Genomic DNA, 23,412 nt, shown 5'->3' on the forward strand with positions numbered 1-23,412 from the left:
TCGATGCGCCCGTTTGGGTGAGCGCGATGCCTGCTCGCGGCTGTTCCCCATGATCAACGACGCGTATCGCGCGAGGATATCGCGCAGGGAGATATCATGTCCGCTCTTCACCAGACGCAGTCGACCTATAAGGGCGCACCAGGACGCGCTTTGTGGGTCTCAACGGGTGCATTTACGGTCTGTTTCGCCATATGGACCATTTTTTCGATCATCGGCGTGCGCATAAAGGATGAACTCGGCCTGAGCGAAGCCGAGTTCGGGCTCCTGATCGGCATGCCGATCCTGACGGGCTCGCTCGTCCGCATCGTCCTGGGCATCTGGACCAGCCGCTATGGCGGCCGCCTCGTCTACACGCTCACCATGCTGGCGGCAGCACTCGCCACCTTCCTGCTCGCTTATGCTACGACCTATCCGCAGATGCTCCTCGCAGGGCTGGGTGTCGGTCTGGCGGGAGGCTCTTTTGCCGTGGGGGTCGCCTATGTTTCGCCTTTCTTTCCGCCGGAAAAACAGGGCACCGCTCTCGGGATTTTCGGTGCCGGCAACGTCGGCGCCGCGGTCACGAAATTTCTGGCGCCATTCGTTCTCGTCGCCTTCGGCTGGCAGGCCGTCGCGGAGGTCTGGGCGGCCGCGCTTCTCGTCACGGCGGTCGTCTTCTGGTTCTCGACGGAAGACGATCCGCAATTCCGCGCCCGCCGCGATGTCGGTGCACCAAGGAAGAGCTTCCTGAGTGAATTCGAGCCACTCAAGAACATTCAGGTCTGGCGCTTCTCGCTCTACTACTTCTTTGCCTTCGGCGGCTTCGTGGCGCTCGCGCTCTGGCTGCCGCGCTATCTCGTCGGCGTCTACGGTTTCGACATCGAGACCGCCGGCATGATCGCCGCCGCCTATTCCATTCCCGGCAGTATCTTCCGCGCCTATGGCGGCGCTTTGTCCGACAAGCTCGGCGCCCGCAGGATCATGTATGCCATGTTCGCCGTGTCTGCCGTCGCAACGGCCATTCTGTCGATACCTGCAGGTGCTGCCGGCGGTGCGATGCCGATCCTGGTTACCCCGATCGTCTTCGTCGTCGTGACCTTCGTGCTCGGCTTCGTCATGAGCCTCGGCAAGGCAGCGGTCTACAAGCACATACCCGTCTATTATCCCTCCCATGTGGGCGCCGTCGGCGGCATCGTCGGCATGATGGGCGGGCTCGGCGGCTTCGTCCTGCCGATCGCCTTCGGCTTCCTCAAGGATGTGACCGGCCTTTGGTCCAGCTGCTTCATGCTGCTCTTCGTCATCGTAGCCGTCTCCATGGTCTGGATGAATGTCTCGATCCGGCAGATCAAGCGCGAGGCCGACCGAGGTGTCCCGGCCGGGGCGCTTGCACGATAGCCACTCGAATCGACGCTCCGCCGGCCGTCTTGGCCGGCAGATCGATGCGTCGCGATACCCACTTCCCTGCAGGGATAGCCAATTCCCTGCCTACTGCCCGGCCATTCAGTGCCGGGCATTTTTTGTGGAGGGCGGAACTTGTCGTGAGGCGCTGCAGCAGTCACCGTTGACTCGACCGCAAGCACGAGTAAAGTATGGGGAATTGGTATGACCACTTGGCCACTTGGCCGCAGGTCGCCTCAACGGGGATCATGATGTTCTCTGCCGTGGAATCGCGTCGCCTCTATCGCCAGGTGGCGGATCAGATGCGAGCCCTGATCGAAAGGGGCGAACTGGCGCACGGTTCGCGGCTTCCGGCGGAGCGCGAGCTGGCGCAGATGTTCGGCGTGTCGCGACCCACAATCCGAGAAGCATTGATAGTCCTCGAGGTGGAAGGCTTCATCGACATCCGCATGGGTTCGGGCATCTATGTGACGGCGCGTCCGGCGCCTGCGGCCGATGCGCCGCCCGAGGATTTCGAAGGTCCCTTCGAATTGTTGCGGGCCAGGGCAGTGGTCGAATGCGCCATCGCCGAGGAAGCGGCCCGGCTGGCACGCCCGGAGCATATCTCCGTTCTCGACGACAATCTGGCCCGGATGGCCGCCGCACTCGAGGATCGCCGCCTCGCGCTTGCGATCGATCGCGAGTTTCACGTTATCGTTTCGAGCATCATCGCCAATCAGACGCTGAACCGTTTCGTCGGCAGCATCCACGACATGCGCATGACGCCCTATTTCGAAAAGCTCGCGAGCTATTTCGAAAACACCGAGACCTGGAGGGCCGCGATGGAGGAGCATCGCGTCATTCGCGACGCGATCGCACTCGGGGATCCCGCTGCCGCGCGCGCAGCCATGCGCGCGCATCTCGATCAATCTCAGCTTCGCCTGTCCGCGAGCTTCGGAGAGGAGCCATCTGACAGCACGATACCCGCCGCGTGGAGGCGCGTCGGGCGGTAATCCACACAGCGACGACTTCACTTTGGGAGGAGGAAAAAGATGACGATCAGACTGTTGACGCTACTCGGTGCCACCGCGACGATCCTGGCATCAGCCCTATCGGCTCATGCCCAGACGGCGCTCAAATGGGCCCATGTCTACGAAACGTCGGAGCCGTTCCATACCGAGTCCGTCTGGGCGGCGGAAGAGATCGCCAAGCGCACCGAAGGGCGTTACAAGATCGACGTGTTCCCGGCGTCGCAGCTCGGCAAGGAAGCGGATATCAATCAGGGCCTGAAGCTCGGCACCGTCGATATCATCATTTCGGGCTCGAGCTTCGCCGCCCGCGATCATGCGCCGATCGGCGTCACCTATTTTCCCTATATCTTCCGCGACCCCGCCCATATGATCGCCTATACCAAGAGCGACGTATTCAAGCGCCTGGCCGCAGGATATGAGGAGGCTTCGGGCAACCACATCACGGCCGTCACCTATTACGGTACGCGCCACACCACATCGAACAGGCCGATCGCCAAATGCGCCGACATGCAGGGCCTGAAAATGCGTGTACCGGATGTTCCGGCCTACCTCGCCATGCCGCGGGCCTGCGGTGCCAACACCACGCCGATCGCCTTTGCCGAGGTCTATCTCGCGCTCCAGAACGGCACCGTCGAAGCTCAGGAAAATCCGCTGACGACGATCGAGGCGAAAAAGTTCTTCGAAGTGCAGAAGCATATCGTGCTGACGGGCCACATCGTCGATCATCTGAACACGGTCGTTTCGAAGAACCTCTGGTCGCAGCTCTCCGATGCCGACAAGCAGATCTTCACCGAGGTGATGCAGGAGGCGGCCGTGCGTGCCACCAAGATCATCGAAGAGCGCGAGAAGGAGCTCGTCGCCACCTTCAAGGAGCGCGGCATCGAGGTGACCGAGGTCGACAGGGCCGACTTCGAGAAGACCGTCAATGAAAAGGTGAAGCTCGAAGACTTCGGCTACAACAAGGAAGATTGGGAGGCTATCCGCGCCATCAAGTGAACCACTCTCGCCGGCTCGCCTTCCATGGCGGGCCGGCGTTTCGTTTTTCCAGAAGCCGGATGATGCCATGTCCCAGGAAGTCCATTTGCAAACGACGCCAGAAGAAATCGCCCATGCCTTCGACGAGGCCCCGCCGGCCGCGGATCTCTCCAACTATGCCTTCGAGGATTGGGTGACGCTCGCCGTCTTCTGGCTGATGGCCGGATGCGTGTTTCTGCAGTTCTTCACCCGTTACGTGCTCAACGATTCCTATGCCTGGACGGAGGAAATCGCCACGAACTGCCTGATCGGCGTCGTGTTTCTGGGCTCCGTCATGTGCGTGCGCCTGTCGCGCCACATCCAGGTCGACGTGCTCTATCATTATCTGCCGCTACCCGTCGCCCGAGCCCTGGCGATCTTCGTGGATCTCGTTCGCATCGTCTTCTTCGCCTATGCCTGCTGGCTGATGTGGCGCTACGTGGCTATCGTCGCCCACGAACGCATGGTCACAGTAGACCTGCCGCGCAACATCGTCTTCTATAGCGTGATGGCCGGTTTCGTGCTGATGCTGATCCGCTCCATCCAGGTCTTCGTGGCCAATCAGCGCCGCGGCTATTCGGTTCTCGAAAAGCCCGAGGAATTCCACAAGGTCGAGGACTGATCCCCATGCTCCTGCTCGTCGGTTCCTTTCTCGTACTCATGCTGGTCGGCGTCCCCGTCGCCATCTCCATGGCCGCAGCGTCGGTGCTCTATCTGGTCTCCTACAATGTCGCCCCCGACATCATCGCGGCGCAGCGGATGATTGCCGGCGTCGAAAGCTTTCCGCTGCTCGCGGTGCCTTTTTTCATCCTCGCCGGCAATCTCATGAACTCCGCCGGCGTCACCGGCCGCATCTATTCCTTCGCGGTCGCCCTCGTCGGCTGGATGAAGGGCGGGCTGGCACAGGTCAACATCGTCGGCTCGGTGATCTTCTCCGGCATGTCGGGCACCGCGCTTGCGGACGCCGCCGGCATCGGCACAATCGAGATCAAGGCCATGAAGGATCACGGCTATCCAATCGATGCGGCGGTCGGCGTCACCGCCGCCTCGGCGACACTTGGCCCGATCTTCCCCCCGTCGCTGCCTTTCGTCATCTACGGCATGATGGCGAACGTCTCGATCGGCGCGCTGTTCATGGCCGGTGTCGTGCCGGGCGTGGTCATGACGGTGCTGATGATGCTGACGGTGGCGGTCTTCGCCTATAAGCGCGGCTGGGGCTCGGATACGCCTTTCGAAATGAAGCGGCTGCTGGCGGCCTCGCTCGAGGTCGTCGTCGTGCTTGCCGTACCGCTCTTCATCTATCTTCTGATGGCGGCCGGACTGTCGATGAACCTTGCGGTCGGCATCGCGCTCGTGGTGCTGCTTGCCCTCGACTGGTATTTCGACTTTTCCGCCGTCATGGCGCTGATGACACCCATCATTCTGATCGGCGGCATGACCATGGGGTGGTTCACGCCGACGGAAGCGGCCGTCGCCGCTGTGATCTGGTCGCTGTTCCTGGGTCTGGTACGCTACCGCACGATGACGTTGTCGACGCTCGCCCGGGCAACCTTCGACACGATCGAGACGACGGCATCAGTGCTCTTCATCGTCACGGCGGCGTCGATCTTCGCATGGCTCCTGACGGTCAGTCAGGCGGCGCAGATGCTCTCCGGGGCGATCCTGACGATCACCGACAATAAATGGGTTTTCCTTATCCTGGTGAACCTTCTGATGCTCTTCGTCGGCTGTTTTCTCGATACGATCGCAGCGATCACCATATTGGTGCCCATCCTTCTGCCATTGACCGCCCAGTTCGGAATCGATCCCGTGCATTTCGGCCTGATCATGACGCTCAACCTGATGATCGGCCTGCTTCACCCTCCGCTCGGCATGGTGCTCTTCGTGCTGTCGCGGGTGGCGAAGCTCTCGGTCGAACGGACGACGATGGCGATCCTGCCGTGGCTCGTGCCGCTGTTCATCGCTCTCATTCTGATCACCTTCGTTCCGGCTGTCGTATTGTGGCTGCCGCAGTCCGTTGGACTGATCCGCTGATGTCGGGAGCACCCATGCGCACACGCCTTGCCCGGCTTTACGGCCCACGCGATCTTCGGCTGGAGGTCGCCGACGTTCCCGCACCGGGGGATGGCGAGGTGCTGTTGAAGATGGCCGCAGGCGGCATCTGCGGCTCGGATCTTCACTATTACCAGGACGGAGGATTCGGCCCCGTCCGGGTTCGTGAGCCGATCATACCCGGCCACGAGGCCTCGGGACGCGTCGCGGCGCTCGGGGCCAGCGTCTCCGACCTTGCTATCGACAACCTTGTGGCGGTCAATCCGAGCCAGCCTTGCGGGACCTGTCGCTTTTGCGGGGAAGGACTTCCTGTCCATTGCCTCGACATGCGCTTCCTGGGCAGTGCAATGCGTCTCCCCCACACGCAGGGCATGTTCCGCGACTGGCTGGTGGTTCCGGCCGTCCAATGTTATCCCGCGGGCTCGCAGGTGAGCCCCGGCGAGGCAGCCTGCGCCGAGCCGCTGGCGGTCTGCCTTCACGCGGTCGCCCAGGCGGACGAAATCAGGGGAAAGAAGGTACTCGTCACCGGAGCGGGGCCGATCGGCGCGCTCGTGGTGGCGGCGGCGCGCCATGCGGGCGCCGATGAGATCGTCGTGACGGATCTGGCCGATGCGGCACTCGACAGGGCCAAGGCCATGGGAGCGACCCGCATCGTCAATGTCCGTCGCGATCCGGCCGGGCTTGCCGCCTACGAGGCCGACAAGGGCAAGTTCCACGTGGCCTTCGAATGCTCGGCCGCCGAGCCGGCACTACGCGGCGCGGTCGCGGCAGTTCGGCCGCGCGGCACGATCGTGCAGGTCGGCGTGACGGGCGAAATCACCCTGCCGCTCCATGCGCTGGTCGGCAAGGAGTTGCGGCTCGTCGGATCGCAGCGGTTCGACGGGGAATTCGCCCTTGCGGTCGCGCTCATCTCGGATCGCCGAATCGACGTGCGGCCGATCATTTCCCATCAGTTTCCGGTCGACGAGGCGGTTCGGGCCTTCGAGCAGGCCGGCGATCGATCCACTGCATGCAAGGTGCAGCTGACATTTCTTTCCTGAGGAGTTCACATGCGACATACATGGCGTTGGTTCGGGCCGGTGGACAGGGTGAGCGTTCAAGACGCAGCGCAGGCCGGCGCGCACGGGATCGTCAGCGCCCTGCATCACATTCCGACCGGCGACGTCTGGCCCGTCGAGGAGATCGGCAAGCGGCAGGAGGAGGTCCGCGCAGGCGGGCTGGAGTGGGAGGTGGTGGAAAGCGTCCCCGTTTCCGAGTGCATCAAGACGCAGACCGGTCCCTGGCGCGAACACGTCGCAAATTGGCAGGAAACGCTGCGCCGACTTTCAGCCGCCGGTATCCGGACGGTTTGCTACAATTTCATGCCGGTGCTCGACTGGACCCGCACCGATCTGCGCTGGACCGCGCGTCACGGCGCCAAGGCGATGCGCTTCGACCGGATCGACTTTGCAGCCTTCGACATCCATCTTCTTGAGCGGCCGGCCGCCCACGAAGACTACGACACGGCGACGCGTGAGGCAGCCGAGCGGCGGTTTCGTGAAATGACGGAGGAGCGGCGGCTCGCGCTCTCCCGCAATATCGGCGCGGGGCTCCCCGGCTCCGCCGACGGCTACAGTCTGCCGCAGCTTCGAGAACATCTGCGCACCTATGACGGCGTCAGTCGCGAAAAGTTGCAGCGTCACCTGGTGGAGTTCCTCGCGGAGGTAACGCCGGTGGCGGAACGGGCGGGCATCAACATCTGTGCCCATCCCGACGATCCGCCATGGGCGCTGCTCGGCCTGCCGCGCATTCTCTCGAACGCAGAAGATTACGCCTTCATGCTGCGGGAGGTCGACAGCCCGGCCAATGGCGTCACCCTCTGCACGGGCTCTCTCGGCGCCCTTGCCGCCAACGACCTGCCGGCCATGGCCCGCCAGTTCGCGTCCCGCATTCATTTCGTCCACCTGCGCAACGTCCTTCGCGAGGAGGTACGGACACCCTGTTCCTTCTACGAGGACGAGCATCTGGAGGGCGACACGGACATGGTGGCCGTCATTGCCGAACTGCTCAAGGAAGAGCAGCGGCGGCGCACAGCCGGACGGGTAGACCACCAGATTCCGATGCGGCCGGATCACGGGCAGGAGATTCTCGACGACCTTTCCCGTGGGGCTCAGCCCGGCTATCCGGCGATTGGTCGCCTGAAGGGGCTTGCGGAATTGCGCGGCATTGAGCGGGCGCTCTCGCACGCGACCTATGGACTGTCTGCCGCGACTCGTTGATCCTTACGTCCGCAGCGTCCGGAAATCGATCCATCGTGACAAGATGGATCGGCCGCCGCCGCGTGCCTTCAGCCGACTTCAATCGTTAGCCATCTTTCCGCCGGAATCACGCAAATTAACTCTCTGCAGTCGTGCGCCATTGACCGCGACACGTTCCGCGATAATTTTTCTGGCAATGGCAGGGTTCGGAAACGGCAATTGACATGCATCGAAGATAACGAATTGTAGCCTCAGGGGCTTGCTCGGGCGACACGGAACGGAAGGGAAAGGCGAGGATGCCGGACGGCGACACGACACTGCCTGCTTCATCTTCCATCGAGGCCCACTTTTTCGCCCATTCCGACGAACTTGTCTCGCTTTATGACGAGAGTTTTCAGCTCGTCGAGTGCACGCCGCGGCACAGACAAACCTATGCCGTCGATTCTCTCGTCGAGACGTCCCTTTGGCACATCTATCCGGAACTGCTGGCGCCCGGGCCGAAGTCCGCCATCGAATTCGTGGTCGCAAGCGGATTGCCGCGAACCGTCGAGATCGCCCACCCATCGACCGGGAGCCGACGCACGCTCGTCATTTTCCGAAGTGCGGGCGGCATCGGTGTCGTCGAAGCTGAAAGCAGTTCCACCTACCGCGAAACGCTCAGTCAGGGCGAGAGCGATCGTGCTCTTCTCCTGCATCAGGCGACCCATGACGTCCTCACCGGATTGCCCAACCGCCGGCAGTTCAGCGATCAGTTGCGGGGCGCATTGCCTGTGCCCAACGGCGCCCGATTGGCGCTCATGCAGATCGATTTGGACGACTTCAAGCCGATCAACGACACATTGGGGCACGGGGCAGGCGACGCCGTGCTCAAGATGGCGGCGGACCGGATCAGGAGCGTGCTGAGGGATCGGGAATTCGCGTACCGTCTAGCCGGGGACGAGTTCGCGGTCATTCAGTGGAGGGCCGATCAGCCGAGCGAGGCAGAACGTCTGGCCGACGCACTGATCAACGCCTTCAAGGAACCGTTCACGGTCGAGGGCATCAACGTCTTCGTCGGAGCAAGCGTCGGAATTGCCGTCGCGCCGGCGGACGGCAACGAGGTCGAGCAACTGATGAAAGCTGCCGATATCGCGCTGTATGCTGCCAAGAAGGACGGTCGCGGTCGGTCGAGTACGTTCACCCGCTCGATGCTCATCGTGCTGGAACAAAGGGAAATGTTGCGCCGAAGCCTGCGCACAGCCCTTCAGGAGGGGCAGTTCTTCCTAGAATATCAGCCATTGGTGAAGCCCTCCTCGTCGGTCGTCGGTTTCGAAGCGCTTTTGCGGTGGCGTCACCCGCTGGTCGGCATCATCCCTCCGAATGTCTTCATTCCGATGGCGGAAGCTGACGGTCTGATGAGCGACATCGGGCGATGGCTGCTGGAGCGGGCGTGCCGGGCAGCCATGGACTGGCCGTCCCATTTCACGATCGCCGTCAATTTGTCTCCCGCCGAATTCCTCCACGAGGGGCTTACGGACCGCGTGGCCCAGACGCTCGACCTGGTCGGCATGCGCGCAGACCGCCTCGAGCTCGAAATCACCGAGTCGGTGCTTCTGGAGCGTACGATCAACAATCTCGATACACTCAATACCTTGAATGTGTTGGGTGTGCAGATTTCGCTAGATGATTTCGGCACTTTCTATTCGTCGTTGAGCTACCTGAAGAATTTCCCTTTCGACACGATCAAGATCGACCAATATTTCATCAAGGACCTGGAAAGGGACGAGAAAAGCCAGACGATCGTGCGCTCCATCATCGCGCTCGCCCACGGCCTAGGCATGGATGTTACCGCCGAAGGAGTGGAGACCGCGGAGCAGGCAACCTGGCTTCAGAAAGAAGGCTGCGACCGCCTGCAGGGATATTTTTTAGGGGTGCCGATGCGTGCAGAAGCAATAGCCGACTTTCTCCGCAAAACGCCGGCCATCCCTGCGGCAGGTCTTCAGCGAACATGAAGTGGGTCAATGCCGGGAATTATTTCGTCTAGCCTTTGAACCTCGTGACGTTTTTGCGTAAGGGAGGAAGCCGCATGCACGGAGCCGAGAACCAGCCCACGGAAGCCGCTTTCGAGCCCTTGCTCCACTTCGAGATGGAGATGGGTGCCTTTCTTTCCGATTGGAATCATTGCGATCAGCTGTCGACCTTCATGGCGCGAATGATAAGTCACAATCGCACTGATCCTGTTCGCCACTCGAATTTCTTCTCGTCCGCATTGAACGAGCTCCTCGAGGTCTCGTTCCGCAGCGGCTCGCCCGACGGCCGGATCGGTTGTGCAGTTTATCGATGGGGGCCGACCGAACGGGTGGAGCTTACTTTCCCGTGTCCGCCCGGTCAGAGGCAGTTTTATAGAGAGGCGGTGTCGAAGACCCGCGACGCCGACGCCCATGCGCGCTACCTTGATTCCATCTCCACCGATCTCGCACCGAGTCGCGAGGCTGTTCTTCTGGACTTGTCGATCAATTTCGATGCCGACGTGCGGCTCGACGAAAGCGATCCGCCATCGATCAGGCTTGTCGTGGATCTGCCTCTTGAAGGAGTGGTGAGGTGAGTACGACAGCGTTTGCAGTTCCCTTCAAGGCGGAATTCGACCCGAACAGCCAGGAGTTCGCTCTTTCCGGGGTGGTGCGGCCGCGCTCGGCCGACGAGATCGCCGCAAGCATATCGATGCTCAAAGGCGCAATCGAAGAGGTGCGGGGCGTTCTCTACATCAACGTCAAGCGCCTGGTGCAGATGAACAACACGGCCTATCACGCCTTCGCGCGCGTTCTTCTCGATGCCTGTCGCACGCGGTCGGACATTCGCTTCGTCGTCGTGACCTCGAGCGTCGTGGGCTGGACCGAGCGCATGTTCGCCCATTTGAACAAGATCGAGCCGCAAGTGACCGTCGAGGTCTACGACTCGAAGTTCTATCCCGGGCAGAGCTTCGTGGAAAACACGAGCTTCATCCCGATCCTGCGCACGCAAACGAAAATGACCTGGCGCCACGAGCGCAAGATGCTCCCGCGTCACGGACTGCGCCCGGGTATGACGATGGCAGACATATGTTGTGGCATCGGCGACTTCGCCATGCTGGTGCGGAAGGAGTTCCAGCCGGCACGCATCGTCGCGCTCGACCATTCCAAGGCGAGCCTCGCCTATGCGCGCGACGTGGCGTCCGGCTTCGGCGTAACGGATATCGAATATACCTATGGCGATGCCTCCGAGATGCTGCTCGAGGACAATCAGTTCGATTTCGTCACCTGCCGCCATTCGCTGCAGATCTTCAACCAGCCGGATGTGCTCCTGAAGGAACTCTTCCGGATCTGCAAGCCCGGCGGTCGGGTCTACATAACCAACGAGAAAAATTCCCACTGTCTCGGCGAACCGCGCGCACAGAGCATTCAATGGACCTACTACGAGGTCGCGAGGCTGTTCAGCCATTTCGAAATGGATGTGGAGTTCGGACCGAAGAGCAAGCGCTATCTTGTCGACGCCGGCTTTGACGATATCAACGTTGAATCGTTCATGGTCACCAATCTCGACGGAGATCCTCAGGACTTCGCCGATATCATCGCTGCCTGGGAGAACGTCTATGCCGGTGAAATGGCCGTAAAGCGCGGCGACCCGCCCGAGTTCATCGAACGTTTCCGGCAGGGTTTCCGGGACCACATTTTTGCCGCCCTCCATCCCAAGGGTTATGCCGGCTGGCCGATCTGGGCGGCCTCAGGGCGCAAGCCGCTATGAGCTTGCCCGGGGAAAACACCGGTCGTTTGGGCCTGCGCTCCTTCCGCGCCAAGTTCGTGCTGGTCGTCGGAAGCGCGGTGCTCTTTGATCTGCTCGTCACCGGCGGTCTTGCGCTCTGGAACGTGCAGAGACTTTCCCGCGACGCGGCGGCGGAAGTCGGCCGCGGCCTGGAGGAGGCCAACCAGGACTATATCCGCTCCTATGCGGCAACCACGGCTGCCCGGGTCAACCTGCTGCTCAACCAGGTCCACTCCGATGTGGGCACATTGGCGGGCGTTCTCCAGGAGCAAATCGATCGGCCCGTGAGAAAATCGCAAATCGGGGAGGCGATGGCGCGCGGCGCGCCGGGAACCGTGACGGTCGCGTACGATCAGAAAGGCGGATGGGCTCAGAACCTGCCCGGTTCTCCATCGGTCGTCAGCGTCTGGGGCTATCTTCTTGACCAGAACCACCTTCCGCTTCCCGACGTGCAGACGGACATCGAGAACAGCGCGGTTCTAGACCTTGTCGCGCCGAGCCTGCTCGCAAACGGTCAGTCGAAACTGCAGATGTATTATATCGGCCCGAAAGAGCGGCCGATATTCCGGACGGCGCCCTATACGGACCAGGCGCAGACCTTCGATAAGCTCTACCCGGGACACAATTCGGCGGAGTTCTGGTCTTTCTTTTTTCCCGGACTCTACGAATCTTGGGAACAATGGGCGCATGATCCGAAGTCACGTCCGGTGAATGGCGACATCACTCAGACGGCGCCCTATACCGACGCGATAACCGGCAAGCTCATCGTGAGTTTCTTCCAGCCGCTGTGGTCGCGCGACCGCAGCCGTGTGCTGGGCGCTGCCGGCACGGATATCACGCTCGACCAGCTGGCCGAGATCGTCGAGAACGTTAAGGTTGCCGAAACCGGTTTCGGCTTTCTGACGATGTCGGACGGCAACGTCGTTGCCATCAATCCGGTTGGAGAAAAGGTCATCGGCCTTCGCGCGTCGAACGCGGCCGCCGGCGGAGGTGTGACGGGTCTCGACCGCTCTCTCCGTCGCAGCGTCCAGCCGGAGATTGCGAAATTGCCCTTGGGCGAGGATGGACTGCTCAAGCATATTCTCCTCGAGGAGAACGGCGAGAGGGTGCCCTATCTGGTCGTCCTGAAACAGTTGCAGCCGACCAACCTCTGGGCATCCGGCCCAGTCCGCCGTGAAGCGATGCTGCTCGGCATCGCCGTGCCCGAGCGGGAAATCTACGCTTCGCTGTTTGCCGCCCAAGCCGGGATCTCGGAGGCGACCAACAGGATCTTGATCTATCAGGTCCTGGCGCTCCTCGTATCCCTGTTCTTTGTCATTGCCGCCGTATTCGCCATATCCAAGCGGATCACCGGCGGCATAAGCGCGCTTGCCAATGCCGCCAAGCGCATAGAGGCGAAGGACTATTCGGTGCGGGTCGACATTCCGACGCGTGACGAGGTCGGCGACGCCGGTGCCGCCTTCAATCGTATGGCGGAAGAGATCAGCTTCCACACCGAGAACCTCGAGCGGCTGGTCGAGGATCGGACGAAGGAGATCGAGGAGGCGAACCTCCAGATATCAGCGCTGAACCAGCAGTTGCGCAGCGAGAACCTGCGTCTCGGTGCGGAACTCGCCGTTGCCCGCCGTATCCAGATGATGGTGCTGCCGAAGGCCGGCGAGCTCGAGGAAATCGCCGAACTGGAGATCGCCGCCTATATGCGGCCCGCCGACGAGGTGGGCGGCGACTATTACGACGTGCTGCAGGATGGGAAGCGGCTGAAGATCGGCATCGGCGACGTGACGGGGCATGGTCTCGAGAGCGGCGTGCTGATGCTGATGGTCCAATCCGTAGCCCGCGCCTTGCAGGAAATGGGCGAGATGGAGCCGGCGCAATTCCTCAATTGTGTGAACCGGGCGATCTACAAGAACCTCGTCAGGACCAGGACCAACAAGCATCTCTCCTTGGCATTCCTCGACTATGACGGCGCAAGGCTGACGCTCTCCGGGCAGCACGAGGAGTTGATCGTCATCAGAGATCTGGAAAGGGTGGAGCGGATCGACACTCTGGATCTCGGCCTGCCGATCGGGTTGGAGCCGGATATTTCCGCCTTTGTCGCAACGCGCGAAATTTCCTTCGGTCGCGGCGACATGATCATCCTCCATACCGATGGCGTGACGGAGGCGGAGAGCGGAACCGGCGAGCTCTTCGGCATCGAAAGGCTCTGCGAAAGCGCGCGATGCCGCTACGGCAGCACCGCCGAGGACGTCAAGTCCGGCATCATCGAGGATTTGATGGCACATATCGGTACCCAGAAAATTCATGACGATATCACTCTCGTGGTGATGAGGCACAGGTGAGCGGATGACGACCTTATATGGACTGGAGGATCTTGCCGTCGGGACGGGCGAGAATTCGACGAAACTCCGCCTCTTCGACGGCCCGCTCGATCTCGGCTGGAAGCATTGCGCGATGACGTCCGATTTTGTCGCCGAGTTCGCGGCTCTGCGCTACAAAACGTCGCGCGGCCTCTATAAGGAAGTCCGGCACAATGTCGGCTATCTGACCAACGAGCTGATAGAGAACGCCGTGAAATTCCGTGCAGGCGGCGAAATCGTCGTCGAGGCGTCGATCGCCTCCAACACGTTCCGAACCAAGGTTTCCAATCTCGTCGACAAGGGCACGGCCGAGAAGTTCCGCCATCTGCTTTCTGAAATAACGATAGGAGATCCGTCCGATCTTCTGATTGAGCGGATAGAGGCGAACGCAACAGGCTCGGGATCCGGCTCCGGTTCCGGCCTTGGACTTTTGACGCTCATGAGCGATTATGGTGCGCACTTCGCCTGGATTTTCGGATCTGGCGAAGCGGATGGCAAGATCCCGCTGGAAACCTATGCTTCTATCGCCATCCCCGACCTCTCGAATTGACGGACAACGAAACATGGAAATCAAGGAAGACGAATATCGCGTTTGGTCGGAAGACAAGGACATCTATTTCGACGGGACGATGCGCTTGCCGAGCACCGAAGCCTACGCCCCGATTTTCTCCCTCGTGATGAATATGCTCGAAGCCGAGCCGGAGCGCATGACCGTGGATCTTACGGGGCTTCAGTTCCTCAATTCCTCCGGAATCAACCTGCTTGCGAAGCTCACCATCGAAGCGCGCAAGCGGCCGAACATTCAGTTTACCGTTCGCGGAAGCTCCGAGTTTCCCTGGCAGACGAAGTCCCTGCCGAACCTCAAGAAGCTCCACCCTGGCGTCGATCTGAGGCTAAGCTGAAGGGTGCTCCCGAGTTCGAAGGCATATTGACGGCATCACGGATATTGCACGCCGTTGGTTGCCGTGTAGATGGAATAGAGCGACTGGGTGGCCGTGATGAAGAGGCGGTTCTTCTTGGGGCCGCCGAAGGTGAGGTTCGACACCGTCTGCGGCACGAGGATCTTGCCGAGCAGGGTGCCGTCGGTGTCGAAGCAATGCACTCCGTCGGCAGCACTGCACCAAAGATTTCCCGCTACGTCGAAACGAAAGCCGTCCGGATTGCCGTTGTCGATGGAACAGAAATAGCGGCCGTTTGCGAGGACGCCGTCAGCGGCAACGTCGAAAACGCGGATATGCCTCGGAACCTCGTGCTTTGCAGATCCCGAGTCGGCAATATAAAGCCGCGCCTCGTCCGGCGAGAAGGCGAGCCCGTTCGGCTGGATGAAATCGCGGACGACGGCCTTGATTGCGCCGGATAGAGGGTCGATCCGATAGACATTGCGTGTCGGCTGTTCCGGTTCCGCTTTGTGGCCTTCATAGTCCGACAGGATGCCGTAGGTTGGATCGGTAAACCAGATCGAGCCGTCGGAGTGCACCACGGCGTCGTTCGGCGAGTTGAGCCGCTTTCCTTCATAACTGTCGGCAAGCACGGTGATGCGGCCGTCATGTTCCGTGCGCGTCACGCGCCGGCCGCCGTGCTCGCAGGAGATCAGGCGGCCCTGGCGGTCGCGCGTGTTGCCGTTCACGTAATTCGAGGGCGAGCGGAAGACGGAAGCGCCGTCAGGCGTCCAGCGCATCATGCGTTGGTTTGGAATATCGCTCCAGATCAGGCAGTCGAGGTCGGAAAACCAGACCGGCCCTTCCGCCCAGCGGCAGCCGCGATAAAGTTCTTCGAGCGCTGCGCTGCCAACGATCAGGGAACGGAAACGTTCATCGCGAATGTCGTAGTGCGGGCTGTCTGCCAACGCTCTTCCTCCATATCCTGCGAGCCGTCGGCGTGAGGACGCGCGAGTTTCGCCGGCTGTTCTTCTGGCGGCCGCAGGGGGTCCACTTATAGTTCGAGTCCGGCTGATGGAACAGGCGATACATCCATCGCCTGCATCGATTTCCTCCCGCAGGGCGATTTGAAGGCTACTTCGCCAGCTCGCTGCGTGACGCGTTCTGTCAAGCCGCGGAACAACTTCTCAACCCAACGGGTTGTTTGGCGGAAGGGACGTATTTTGCATAACGGGAGAATGCCTGATGAAAGATCTGATCGTCAAAGGTGCCATTGTTCTGGGTCTCGGGCTCGGCTGCTTTGCTATTCCAGCAGCGGCACAGAGCACGACCAAGAACAGCACCGTGACCGGCGCAGCCGGCGGAGCTGCTGCAGGTGCAGTCATAGGCGGTCCTGTCGGAGCTGCCGTTGGTGGGGTCGCCGGAGCGGTCGCAGGTGCGGCGCTCGACCCGCCGCCGCCGAAGGTAATCGAGTATGTCGAGGCGCAGCCGCTTCCGGCAGAGCCGGTCGTCGTTCAACAGGAGATCGTAGTCGGAAAGCCGCTGCCTGAGACGGTGGTGGTCACGCCGATCCCCGACGATACGCGCTATGCCTATGCCGTAGTCAACGAGAAGCGCGTCATCGTAGAGCCGAAGAGCCGCACGGTGGTGCAGGTCGTTCAGTAAATGACGCGCCTGAAATGCGGCGTTCGAGCGGGAGAAGCCGCGTAGGCTTTCCTCTCCCGCTCTGAACCTCAAGCTTGCCCGGCGAGTTTCCTAAGCCCGCCGGGCAGCTATAACGCCGCGTTTTTCGTCAACACGCCCCAGGCGGCCATTGCGCCGTTTGCGACGTTTTTCAGCGCTTCATAGCTGCCGCCATCGCGCGCGAGGATCGACATTCCATGTTGTACCGTCGCATAAAAGGTCGCGATGGCCCCGGCATCCACCCCACCGGGCAACTCGCCTGCAGCAATTGCAGCTTCTAGCCGATGGCGTAGCTTATCCATGTTTTCCGTGCGGTGGCGGGTCAACGCTTCGCAGACCGCTTCGGGAATTGCTGCCTGGTGAAGTCCTCCGAGCGCTATCAGGCAGCCGTGCGGGGTATCCGGCTGAGAATAGGCTTCGGCTGTCGCGAGCAGGAATCCATTGACCGCTTCCCTTGCCGTCGGCGCTGTCTCCAGTGGCGCCCAGATTTCAGTGCCGACCGTTTGCACGTAGAGCTCCATTGCCTCAAGGTAGAGCGCTTCCTTGCAGCCGAATGCGGCATAGAGGCTGGGCGGATTAATGCCCATGGCAGCGGTCAGCGCTGTCAGCGACGCGCCCTCGTATCCTTTCTCCCAAAACACCTGCATCGCGCGCATGAGTGCATCGGCACGATCGAAGCTGCGGGGGCGGCCTTTGTCGGACATAGGATCAACTCTTTTCTGTAGCGATCGATAAATATATCGCTTGACAGCTATTGGCAAGCTCGTGCAACGATTTATGTATCGATCATTACACAATGGAGCTTCCCTATGACATCGACAAGTTTGGCCGGAAAGACCGCTTTCGTTACCGGCGGCAGCAGGGGTATCGGCGCGGCGATTGCCAAGAGACTTGCCCTGGAAGGGGCGGCGGTGGCGCTTACTTATGTGAACGCAGCTGACCGGGCGCAGGCCGTCGTCTCTGAGATCAAACAGACGGGCGGTCGCGCGGTTGCGATCCGTGCCGACAATCGCGACGCCGAAGCCATCGAACAGGCGGTTCGCCAGACTGTCGATACCTTGGGCGGGCTGGACATACTGGTCAACAGCGCAGGTATCTGGCACTCGGCTCCTTTGGAGGAGACGACTGTCGCCGATTTCGACGAAGTGATGGCGGTCAACTTCCGCGCCCCATTCGTGGCTATCCGTTCGGCGTCCCGGCATCTCGGTGACGGCGGCAGGGTAATTACGATCGGCAGCAATCTGGCCGAACTGGTTCCCTGGCCGGGGATCAGTCTCTATTCGGCCAGCAAGGCCGCTCTGATCGGTCTGACGAAAGGCTTGGCTCGTGACCTCGGGCCGCGGGGGATCACCGTCAACATCGTTCATCCAGGCTCGACCGACACCGATATGAACCCGGCCGGTGGGGACCATGCCGAAGCGCAACGGGAACGCATCGCCACCGGCAGCTACGGTGAACCGCAAGACATCGCCGGCCTCGTCGCCTGGCTGGCGGGGCCGCAAGGCAAATTCGTCACCGGCGCTTCGCTGACCATCGACGGCGGTGCCAACGCTTAATCCCCGATAGCCGCGGCCATGGCCACAGTGTCAATAATGCATGAGGCCGGACCATGTGCCGCGGCTCAATCTTCATCCTTGAACCGACTTGAGCCAGTCGCCGATCGTAGCCCCACGGTCCCGCTCCGGCGGCGCAACGGGCGTGGCGAGGCGTTCGGCGGCCGCGGCCTTGCGGATTTCGCGCGGATTCGCTCCGAATTCGTGGCTAAAGGCACGGGTGAAATTCGCGGCAAGGTCGAAGCCGGCCGCTTCCGCGATCTCCGCGATGGGCCTGTTGTTCGTCGGATCGCTGAGCTCCGCGTAGGCCTGCAGGAGCCGGCGTCTTCGAATATAGTTCAGCACGCCGCCGCTCGGCTCGAAAAGCTGATAGAGGCGGGTTCTGGAAATGCCGAGCTCCCGGCATATGGCTTCGGGCGTCAGGTCGCCCGAGTTAAGGTTGAGATGGATATATCGGTGCGCCCGCTCCATCACTCCCATTTTCGCCTGGGAACCTCCCGCATCCGGTCTCACCGCCGCCACGCAGGCAACGACCATGTCGCGTATCGTGCGAACGATACGTGGCACTTCTTCCACGGTGATGTTGCCGAGGTTTTCTTCCATGCCGTTGATATAGTTGGCGAGCAGGCCGGCGAGGCTGCCGAACAAGACCGAATTGTTAGCGCCTTCGAGCTTGCCCGCATCGTCCGCAAGCAGTTCATAGGGCATGAAGAGAAGGATCGATGCGGCATCCGTCATCCGCCCACGATAGGGATAGCCGAGCGACCGGAAGAAAAACTCTCCCGGTCCCGTCTCGGTGACGCGGCGGTCGGCTTCGGTCCATGACCGGCCGCTGCGAAAGAGGCCGACGTTCCAATGGTCGATCGGGCTCGAGCGCAACATCGTCTGGGAGCGCTCGTAACTATGTGCCGGCGTCACCTGTTGAACGATCAGCAAATCGCCGAGATGCCATCCGGTCAGCTCCGCCGGGAAGCCGTCCTCTTCGGACACCCCGTCGGGCAAGCGCACCTCCACGAGCGGCGCCATATGCGCACGCCAGGATCTGAATTGCTCTTGCGGCGGCAGATCACGCGTCGAGAATCGCGAAGGTACGAGCGCCGGTGACCTTTCGGATAAACGGTCCTTTCGAGCTGTTGGATCGCGCGGCCAACGGCGCCGCTCCATATGGGCAGGCCAAGCCGGAATTTCGACGGGGTCATCTCCTGATCCGGAGTCCTTCGTCATGCAACTCTCCCGCGAAATGGATTGCCCGTTTGGGTGAGCCCAAACGAGCGATTATCCGGGCGTCGAATCTGTCCCACTCTGGCGTAACTCGCCTCGGGGTGGAATCGAATCGGCGAGGCACACCTTCCAGTTTCCAGTTTATACCCCTTTATATGTAGAAATGCACGGCGGGATAACAATCGGGATTGGGTGATAATGACAATTCCCATCCGCTGGTTGTATTAAATACCTACAGTTATTCCAAGCATTGCCGAAAATTAAATAAGGTAGTTTCGAACGGTAAAATTTCGATCACCAATTTATTGTGCCTGCTGTGGATGAATTTTAGAAGTTAGCAGATAGTGTGAGGAATATTCCGTGAACTATTTCAGAAATGACTTCAGGGGAACTCTCTTCGGCGCGGATTACGCTACAGATTCATTGCGGCGTCGGAGCAATCAAAAGAGAATACTTGTTACCGGCGGTGCCGGATTCCTGGGCTCGCATCTTTGCGAGTTGCTTCTCGGCGCCGGGCACGAGGTCATCTGCCTCGACAATTTCTCCACAGGCCTGAGGCGCAATATCGCGCCGCTCACGCGCTTCGATACCTTCCGCGTCGTAGCCCACGACGTCGTGGAGCCGATCGACCTCGAGGTTGACGAAATCTATAACCTCGCCTGCCCGGCATCGCCGCCGCATTACCAGGCAGACCCGATCCAGACGACGAAAACCTGCGTGATCGGCTCGCTCAACCTCCTCGATCTGGCCGCGCGTCGTGGCGCACGAATCTTCCAGGCGTCCACATCGGAAATCTACGGCGACCCGCACGTCCACCCGCAGGTGGAGAGCTATTGGGGTAACGTCAATCCCTTTGGCCCGCGCTCCTGCTATGACGAGGGCAAGCGTTGCGCAGAGACCCTGTTCTTCGACTTCCACAAGTCCCATGGGGTCGCAATCAAGATCGTTCGTATCTTCAACACCTACGGTCCGCGGATGCGCCCGGATGACGGCCGTGTCGTTTCCAACTTCATCGTCCAGGCCCTGAAAGGTGAGGACATCACGATCTACGGCGACGGCTCGCAGACTCGTTCCTTCTGTTTCGTCGACGACCTGATCGACGGCTTCATCCGCCTGATGGCGTCGCCGCCGTCGCTTACCGGCCCGGTCAATCTCGGCAATCCGGCAGAGTTCACGATCGGCGAACTCGCCGAAGAGGTGATCCGGTTGACCGGCTCGCGCTCGAAGATCGTCCGGCGGCCCCTGCCTGTCGACGATCCCCGCCAGCGCCGCCCCGACATCTCGCTCGCGACGGAAGAGCTCGGTTGGCGTCCGAAGGTCAATTTGGCCGAGGGCCTTGCGCACACGATCCGTTATTTCGACGACCTTCTCTCCCGGTCGATACGGCAAAACGCGGAGCTGGTCTGATGGTTGCGCCACGTATCCTCGTCACCGGTGGCGCCGGCTATATCGGCAGTCACACCGCGAAGCTTCTGCGTTTGGAGGGCATCGAGCCCGTCGTTTTCGACAATCTGACGACTGGAAACCGTTCCGCCGTGCGCTGGGGACCATTCGTTCAGGGAGATATCGTGGACGGGCGGCACCTGATCGAGGTCATCGAGGCCTATCAGCCGGACGCCGTCATCCACTTCGCCGCATCCGCCTATGTCGGCGAATCCGTCGCCGATCCCGCGAAATACTACAACAACAACGTCCGCGGCACGCTGTCGCTCCTCGATGCATGTCGCCAGACGGGTGTCGACAAGGTGATCTTCTCATCGAGCTGCGCCACCTATGGCGTACCGGCGGTACTGCCCATCGACGAAGCGACGCCGCAGGCACCGATCAACCCCTATGGTAAGACGAAACTGGTGGCCGAGCACATGCTCGCCGACTATGCGGCCGCCTTTGCGCTGAATTATGTTTCGCTGCGCTATTTCAACGCATGTGGCGCTGATCCTGAGGGTGACCTCGGCGAATGGCACGACCCGGAAACGCACCTCATTCCGCGGGCGCTCATGGCCGCGGCAGGCAGGATTCCGCATCTGGAGATTTTCGGCGAGGACTACGATACCCCGGACGGAACCTGCGTACGCGACTATATCCACGTTGCCGATCTTGCGAGCGCTCATGTGCTGGCATACCGGCATCTCGCCAAGGGCGGCGGGAACGTCGCGCTCAACCTCGGTACCGGGCGCGGATTCTCAATAAAGGAAGTCCTGCGAACGATCGGCGAAATCACCGGGCATGACGTCCCGGTCGTGTTTCGCCGCCGTCGTGCCGGAGATCCGCCGGCTCTCTATGCGGATGCCGGGCTTGCTTGCCGGACGCTCGGCTTCCTGCCGCGATATTCCGATCTCGAGACGATCGTGCGAACGGCGGCCCCATTCTTCGGGCTGGAGGTGCGGTCATGACCGTCCTTTCCACCAATGGACCGACGCGCATTTCCGAGGACGGTGAGCCGCGGCTCGTACCTGTGCTCACGCGCGAACGCCGGATGGAATTTTTGCTCGGCGCAGGGCTCTGGGTAGCAGCGCTCGTCCATTTTTGGGCCTGGTGGCTGGAGCCGCGCCATCACGTGGACGCCTTGGGCAGTACCATCGTGACCGCGGTCCTTGCCTGGGTCACGCTGCTGCCGGCCTATTTCATCGCCGTCTTTTATGGCGCGCGGAAACCAAACGGACCGTTGCGGCTCCCGGCCGGCAGTCGCATCGCCATGGTCGTCACCAAGGCCCCGTCGGAACCGTTTTCGGTCGTGGCTGAGACATTGGAGGCGATGCTTGCGCAGGACGTGCCGCACGACACCTGGCTTGCCGACGAGGATCCGTCTGAGGCGACGCTCGACTGGTGCCGCAGCCATGGCGTCCTCGTCTCCACCCGCAAAGGCCGGGCAGACTATCACCGGACCACTTGGCCACGGCGCACGCGCTGCAAGGAGGGCAATCTCGCCTTCTTCTATGATCACTACGGTTATGACCGGTACGACTTCGTGGCTCAGCTCGACGCCGACCATGTCCCCGCACCCGGTTACCTCTTCGAAATGCTACGCCCCTTTGCCGACCCGGCAGTAGGTTACGTTTCCGCGCCCAGCATCTGCAACCGCAACGCTTCCGCGAGTTGGTCGGCGCGCGGGCGCCTCGACGCGGAGGCGAGCATGCACGGCGCTCTTCAGGCCGGCTATAATGGCGGGCTCGCACCGCTTTGCATCGGCTCACACTATGCGGTGCGCACGGCCGCACTCAAGGAGATCGGCGGTCTCGGCCCGGAGCTTGCCGAAGACCATTCGACGACATTGATGATGAATGCGGGAGGCTGGCGCGGCATTCACGCACTCGACGCGATCGCCCATGGCGACGGACCGCGCACCTTTGCCGACCTGGTGACCCAGGAGTTCCAGTGGTCGCGTAGTCTCGTCATGCTCCTGCTGCAGTATTCGCCGCGTCTCGTTGGCCGGCTGCCGCTGCGACTGAAGTTCCAGTTCCTCTTCTCGCAGCTCTGGTATCCGCTCTTCGCGTGCTTCATGGCGCTGATGTTTGCAATGCCGATCGTCGCCCTTGCACGCGGCGAGACCTTTGTCGCTGTGACCTATCCGGAGTTTCTGGCCTATTTCGCGCCGCTTTCGATCATCCTCGTCCTGCTAGCCTATCGCTGGCGGGCAACCGGCGCCTTTCGGCCTTACGACGCAAAGATCCTGAGCTGGGAGTGCATGCTCTTCCTCTTTGCGCGCTGGCCGTGGGCACTTGCCGGTACGCTGGCCGCCTTGCGCGACTGGATCACCGGGTCCTTCGTGGATTTCCGTGTCACGCCAAAGGGATCATCCGAGGTCGACCCGCTGCCCCTGCGCGTGCTCGCGCCCTACTTCTTCCTGGCGGTTGCCGCTGTCCTGCCTGTCCTTTTCGTCGACGATGCCGCGAACGCCAAGGGGTTCTACCTCTTTGCGATTCTCAATGCGGCAATTTACTGCCTCCTTCTGCTGGTCATCGTCCTGCGGCATTCGAGGGAGAACGCCGTTGGCACCACCTCCCGTTTCTATCGCCCCGCAATAGGGGCCGGGCTCCTGGCGATCGTCGCACTGCCCGGCATCGCGACGGCCGAACACGGGAAGGAGGGGCTCGAGGCACTCGCATGGGGCAGTGGGCACCTGCGCCTCTTCGAAGAGCGCTATGCGGTGGCCGGAGCCGGCCAGGGCGGTACGGCATTGCGAAAGATCGTCTTCCGTCCACGCTGGATTTCCGCCCCGGCGGAACAGCGGGACGGCAATTTAGAGAGGGGATAGG

At 61.4% G+C, this 23,412-nt stretch carries 21 protein-coding genes; 18 read left to right on the forward strand and 3 right to left on the reverse strand.

Annotated elements, in window-relative coordinates; genetic code table 11:
* Positions 1-96: 96 nt before the first annotated feature.
* From JOH52_RS24620 to JOH52_RS24680, 13 genes are all read left to right on the forward strand, one after another.
* Positions 97-1,371 (forward strand): MFS transporter, encoded by a 1,275-nt coding sequence (locus JOH52_RS24620; RefSeq protein WP_003525898.1) that lies wholly within the window; start codon positions 97-99, stop codon positions 1,369-1,371.
* Positions 1,372-1,565: 194 nt separating this feature from the next.
* A complete protein-coding gene (locus tag JOH52_RS24625; RefSeq protein WP_013849962.1) occupies positions 1,566-2,366 on the forward strand; it encodes a FadR/GntR family transcriptional regulator in 801 nt (266 codons plus the stop codon).
* 39 nt (positions 2,367-2,405) lie between these two features.
* Complete coding sequence (locus JOH52_RS24630; protein ID WP_003525901.1) at positions 2,406-3,380, forward strand: sialic acid TRAP transporter substrate-binding protein SiaP; 975 nt, start codon at positions 2,406-2,408, stop codon at positions 3,378-3,380.
* Positions 3,381-3,447: 67 nt separating this feature from the next.
* Positions 3,448-4,020 carry a TRAP transporter small permease gene (locus JOH52_RS24635; RefSeq protein ID WP_003525902.1) on the forward strand — a complete coding sequence of 191 codons (573 nt, stop codon included), beginning with the start codon at positions 3,448-3,450 and terminating at the stop codon, positions 4,018-4,020.
* 5 nt (positions 4,021-4,025) lie between these two features.
* A complete protein-coding gene (locus JOH52_RS24640; RefSeq protein ID WP_003525903.1) occupies positions 4,026-5,432 on the forward strand; it encodes a TRAP transporter large permease in 1,407 nt (468 codons plus the stop codon).
* A gap of 14 nt (positions 5,433-5,446) precedes the next feature.
* The gene (locus JOH52_RS24645; protein WP_014530716.1) at positions 5,447-6,490 is read left to right on the forward strand and encodes an L-idonate 5-dehydrogenase; all 1,044 of its coding nucleotides are present in this window, start codon (positions 5,447-5,449) and stop codon (positions 6,488-6,490) included.
* Positions 6,491-6,499: 9 nt separating this feature from the next.
* Entirely contained in the window at positions 6,500-7,708 is a 1,209-nt protein-coding gene (gene uxuA / locus JOH52_RS24650) for a mannonate dehydratase (protein WP_014530715.1), read from the forward strand.
* 275 nt (positions 7,709-7,983) lie between these two features.
* Complete coding sequence (locus JOH52_RS24655; RefSeq protein ID WP_014530714.1) at positions 7,984-9,678, forward strand: putative bifunctional diguanylate cyclase/phosphodiesterase; 1,695 nt, start codon at positions 7,984-7,986, stop codon at positions 9,676-9,678.
* 74 nt (positions 9,679-9,752) lie between these two features.
* A complete protein-coding gene (locus tag JOH52_RS24660; protein WP_003525909.1) occupies positions 9,753-10,271 on the forward strand; it encodes a hypothetical protein in 519 nt (172 codons plus the stop codon).
* On the forward strand, positions 10,268-11,446 hold the full coding sequence (locus tag JOH52_RS24665; protein WP_013849957.1) for a class I SAM-dependent methyltransferase: 1,179 nt from the start codon (positions 10,268-10,270) through the stop codon (positions 11,444-11,446). The genes JOH52_RS24660 and JOH52_RS24665 overlap by 4 nt, the downstream gene beginning before the upstream one ends.
* Positions 11,443-13,803 carry a SpoIIE family protein phosphatase gene (locus tag JOH52_RS24670; RefSeq protein WP_013849956.1) on the forward strand — a complete coding sequence of 787 codons (2,361 nt, stop codon included), beginning with the start codon at positions 11,443-11,445 and terminating at the stop codon, positions 13,801-13,803. The genes JOH52_RS24665 and JOH52_RS24670 overlap by 4 nt, the downstream gene beginning before the upstream one ends.
* Positions 13,804-13,807: 4 nt before the next feature.
* Positions 13,808-14,371: a slr1658 superfamily regulator gene (locus tag JOH52_RS24675; protein WP_013849955.1), complete on the forward strand. Its 564-nt coding sequence runs from the start codon at positions 13,808-13,810 to the stop codon at positions 14,369-14,371.
* A 13-nt stretch (positions 14,372-14,384) separates the two neighbouring features.
* On the forward strand, positions 14,385-14,723 hold the full coding sequence (locus JOH52_RS24680) for a slr1659 superfamily regulator (protein WP_013849954.1): 339 nt from the start codon (positions 14,385-14,387) through the stop codon (positions 14,721-14,723).
* A 35-nt stretch (positions 14,724-14,758) separates the two neighbouring features.
* On the opposite strand, the gene JOH52_RS24685 is transcribed toward JOH52_RS24680, so the two are convergent.
* Entirely contained in the window at positions 14,759-15,667 is a 909-nt protein-coding gene (locus JOH52_RS24685; RefSeq protein ID WP_014530712.1) for an SMP-30/gluconolactonase/LRE family protein, read from the reverse strand.
* A gap of 277 nt (positions 15,668-15,944) precedes the next feature.
* Here JOH52_RS24685 and JOH52_RS24690 point away from each other — a divergent pair, with 277 nt between their 5' ends.
* Entirely contained in the window at positions 15,945-16,364 is a 420-nt protein-coding gene (locus JOH52_RS24690) for a DUF1236 domain-containing protein (protein ID WP_003526438.1), read from the forward strand.
* Positions 16,365-16,471: 107 nt separating this feature from the next.
* On the opposite strand, the gene JOH52_RS24695 is transcribed toward JOH52_RS24690, so the two are convergent.
* Entirely contained in the window at positions 16,472-17,086 is a 615-nt protein-coding gene (locus tag JOH52_RS24695) for a TetR/AcrR family transcriptional regulator (RefSeq protein ID WP_015008534.1), read from the reverse strand.
* 105 nt (positions 17,087-17,191) lie between these two features.
* On the opposite strand from JOH52_RS24695, the gene JOH52_RS24700 reads away from it, so the two are divergent.
* A complete protein-coding gene (locus tag JOH52_RS24700; protein ID WP_013849951.1) occupies positions 17,192-17,938 on the forward strand; it encodes an SDR family NAD(P)-dependent oxidoreductase in 747 nt (248 codons plus the stop codon).
* A 72-nt stretch (positions 17,939-18,010) separates the two neighbouring features.
* On the opposite strand, the gene JOH52_RS24705 is transcribed toward JOH52_RS24700, so the two are convergent.
* Positions 18,011-19,159, reverse strand: a complete 1,149-nt coding sequence (locus JOH52_RS24705) for an AraC family transcriptional regulator (protein WP_014530708.1) — start codon at positions 19,157-19,159, stop codon at positions 18,011-18,013.
* Between the two features lie 357 nt (positions 19,160-19,516).
* Here JOH52_RS24705 and JOH52_RS24710 point away from each other — a divergent pair, with 357 nt between their 5' ends.
* From JOH52_RS24710 to JOH52_RS24720, 3 genes are read left to right on the forward strand one after another with little or no spacing between them, the layout of a single operon-like run.
* On the forward strand, positions 19,517-20,563 hold the full coding sequence (locus JOH52_RS24710; RefSeq protein WP_013849949.1) for a UDP-glucuronic acid decarboxylase family protein: 1,047 nt from the start codon (positions 19,517-19,519) through the stop codon (positions 20,561-20,563).
* Entirely contained in the window at positions 20,563-21,549 is a 987-nt protein-coding gene (gene galE / locus JOH52_RS24715; RefSeq protein ID WP_014530707.1) for a UDP-glucose 4-epimerase GalE, read from the forward strand. The genes JOH52_RS24710 and galE overlap by 1 nt, the downstream gene beginning before the upstream one ends.
* Positions 21,546-23,411: a glycosyltransferase family 2 protein gene (locus JOH52_RS24720; RefSeq protein ID WP_014530706.1), complete on the forward strand. Its 1,866-nt coding sequence runs from the start codon at positions 21,546-21,548 to the stop codon at positions 23,409-23,411. The genes galE and JOH52_RS24720 overlap by 4 nt, the downstream gene beginning before the upstream one ends.
* Position 23,412 lies beyond the last annotated feature (1 nt).

This window comes from Sinorhizobium meliloti (assembly GCF_017876815.1).
Lineage (GTDB): Bacteria > Pseudomonadota > Alphaproteobacteria > Rhizobiales > Rhizobiaceae > Sinorhizobium > Sinorhizobium meliloti.

Excerpts from the sequence above, each read along its gene's own strand:
- JOH52_RS24620 (WP_003525898.1), top strand. The coding sequence starts at position 97 with ATGTCCGCTCTTCACCAGACGCAGTCGACCTATAAGGGCGCACCAGGA.
- JOH52_RS24625 (WP_013849962.1), top strand. The coding sequence starts at position 1,566 with ATGGGGAATTGGTATGACCACTTGGCCACTTGGCCGCAGGTCGCCTCA.
- JOH52_RS24630 (WP_003525901.1), top strand. The coding sequence starts at position 2,406 with ATGACGATCAGACTGTTGACGCTACTCGGTGCCACCGCGACGATCCTG.
- JOH52_RS24635 (WP_003525902.1), top strand. The coding sequence starts at position 3,448 with ATGTCCCAGGAAGTCCATTTGCAAACGACGCCAGAAGAAATCGCCCAT.
- JOH52_RS24640 (WP_003525903.1), top strand. The coding sequence starts at position 4,026 with ATGCTCCTGCTCGTCGGTTCCTTTCTCGTACTCATGCTGGTCGGCGTC.
- JOH52_RS24645 (WP_014530716.1), top strand. The coding sequence starts at position 5,447 with ATGCGCACACGCCTTGCCCGGCTTTACGGCCCACGCGATCTTCGGCTG.
- uxuA (WP_014530715.1), top strand. The coding sequence starts at position 6,500 with ATGCGACATACATGGCGTTGGTTCGGGCCGGTGGACAGGGTGAGCGTT.
- JOH52_RS24655 (WP_014530714.1), top strand. The coding sequence starts at position 7,984 with ATGCCGGACGGCGACACGACACTGCCTGCTTCATCTTCCATCGAGGCC.
- JOH52_RS24660 (WP_003525909.1), top strand. The coding sequence starts at position 9,753 with ATGCACGGAGCCGAGAACCAGCCCACGGAAGCCGCTTTCGAGCCCTTG.
- JOH52_RS24670 (WP_013849956.1), top strand. The coding sequence starts at position 11,443 with ATGAGCTTGCCCGGGGAAAACACCGGTCGTTTGGGCCTGCGCTCCTTC.
- JOH52_RS24675 (WP_013849955.1), top strand. The coding sequence starts at position 13,808 with ATGACGACCTTATATGGACTGGAGGATCTTGCCGTCGGGACGGGCGAG.
- JOH52_RS24680 (WP_013849954.1), top strand. The coding sequence starts at position 14,385 with ATGGAAATCAAGGAAGACGAATATCGCGTTTGGTCGGAAGACAAGGAC.
- JOH52_RS24690 (WP_003526438.1), top strand. The coding sequence starts at position 15,945 with ATGAAAGATCTGATCGTCAAAGGTGCCATTGTTCTGGGTCTCGGGCTC.
- JOH52_RS24695 (WP_015008534.1), bottom strand. The coding sequence starts at position 17,086 with ATGTCCGACAAAGGCCGCCCCCGCAGCTTCGATCGTGCCGATGCACTC.
- JOH52_RS24700 (WP_013849951.1), top strand. The coding sequence starts at position 17,192 with ATGACATCGACAAGTTTGGCCGGAAAGACCGCTTTCGTTACCGGCGGC.
- JOH52_RS24705 (WP_014530708.1), bottom strand. The coding sequence starts at position 19,159 with ATGACGAAGGACTCCGGATCAGGAGATGACCCCGTCGAAATTCCGGCT.
- galE (WP_014530707.1), top strand. The coding sequence starts at position 20,563 with ATGGTTGCGCCACGTATCCTCGTCACCGGTGGCGCCGGCTATATCGGC.
- JOH52_RS24720 (WP_014530706.1), top strand. The coding sequence starts at position 21,546 with ATGACCGTCCTTTCCACCAATGGACCGACGCGCATTTCCGAGGACGGT.